At 64.2% G+C, this 1,513-nt stretch carries 1 protein-coding gene and 1 pseudogene; both read right to left on the reverse strand.

Translation table 11 applies throughout. From position 1 onward, the window contains the following. Positions 1-426, reverse strand: a pseudogene (locus JV551A3_RS15775) (hypothetical protein); the annotation flags it as partial. Positions 427-652: 226 nt separating this feature from the next. Further along, positions 653-1,444, reverse strand: a complete 792-nt coding sequence (gene hisN / locus JV551A3_RS15780; protein WP_133978901.1) for a histidinol-phosphatase — start codon at positions 1,442-1,444, stop codon at positions 653-655. Between the last annotated feature and the right edge of the window lie 69 nt (positions 1,445-1,513).

The following is a 1,513-nucleotide window of genomic DNA, read 5'->3' on the forward strand; positions in this document are numbered from 1 at the left end:
GGTGATCAGCATGCTGCCGATGGCGTAGATGAAGGCACCGACCCGGTCACCGCGAAACTCGGGGCTCAGGGCGTAGCTCAAGGCTGCAAGATCACGACGGTTGCCCAGTTGCGGCAAGGGCTGGCGTTGCTCGATGGCGATACGGATCTGTCGCTCGGCAGTGGCAGCATCCACGTAACCGGACAGCTTCCACTGGTTGGGGTTGCGCAGGTACAGCTTGTTCATCAGCAGGTACAAGCTCTGCAGGTTGTCGCGCATCGACAGCGTGGCCAGGCGGTCGACGCTGGTCTGGAACAGTTCGCTGGGCTTGCCGTTGCCGAACTGGTCGAGCATGTCGCGGCCCTGCTGCTGGGTGCAGGCGCACAGGCATATGAGAGCGCCTGCCAGCAGCAGACGGGAGAGGACATTGGGATTGCTTGCAACCATCGGCACCGGGTCGATATTCGGCGGCCGCACCGAGGATCAGTGTGGCCTGGCCAAGCATAGAGCCCGGAAATCGGAAAAAGTGCGGTGATCAGGGGTTTTGGATACCTGTGCCGGCCTCTTCGCGGGTAAACCCGCTCCCACAAGTTACTACACAGTTTTCAGCATCTGTGGAGAACCTGTGGGAGCGGGTTTACCCGCGAAAAGGCCGGCACAGGCAACACATGAATCACATGGCGTGACGCAACATCTCCACCACCTGCGCATGCAGCACCGGGTCACCACAGGCCACCACACACCCGCCATTCTGCGCGCTGCTGCCATCCCACGCCGTGATCACCCCGCCCGCCCCTTCGATGATCGGCATCAGCGCCTGGACGTCATACGGCTGCAGGCTCGCCTCGACGATCACGTCGACAAACCCGGAAGCCAGCATGCAGTAGGCATAGCAATCGCCGCCGTAGCGCATCAGGCGCGCCTTGCCGGCAACAGCTTCGAACGCCGCCTTGCGCTCGGCGGTATCGAACATGTCCGGTGTGGTGCACATCAACGTGGCCGAGGCCATATCGGCACAGGCGCGGGTCTTCAACGGCGTACCGCTGCGCCAGGCGCCTTCCGGTGTGCCGACAAAGCGTTCGCCGGTAAACGGCTGGTTCATCACCCCCACCACCGGGTGCGTGCCGTCGTTCAGGGCGATCAGCGTACCCCACAGCGGCAGGCCGGTGATGAAGGCACGAGTGCCGTCGATCGGGTCGAGCACCCAGGTCAGCGGGCTGCTGCCGACTGCCACGCCGGCTTCTTCACCAAGGATGCCGTGCTCGGGATAGCGGGCCTGGATCAGCTCGCGCATGACGTCCTCGGCTGCCTTGTCGGCCACGGTCACCGGGTCGTACAGGCGACCTCCCTTGTCCTCGACGTCCAGGCTGGGGCGAAAGTGTGGCTTGATCGCCACGGTGGCGGCATCGGCCAGGGGCTCGGCGACGGCGCGGAATTCGCCGATCTGTTCCGCACTCAGGGACATGGGGCGGGCCTCGGGAAAATGATGAGGCCTGCATCATACCCGAGACGCCGTGCCGCGCCAGCCTCCGTC

The organism is Pseudomonas inefficax, assembly GCF_900277125.1.
GTDB lineage: Bacteria > Pseudomonadota > Gammaproteobacteria > Pseudomonadales > Pseudomonadaceae > Aquipseudomonas > Aquipseudomonas inefficax.

Excerpts from the sequence above, each read along its gene's own strand:
- hisN (WP_133978901.1), bottom strand. The coding sequence starts at position 1,444 with ATGTCCCTGAGTGCGGAACAGATCGGCGAATTCCGCGCCGTCGCCGAG.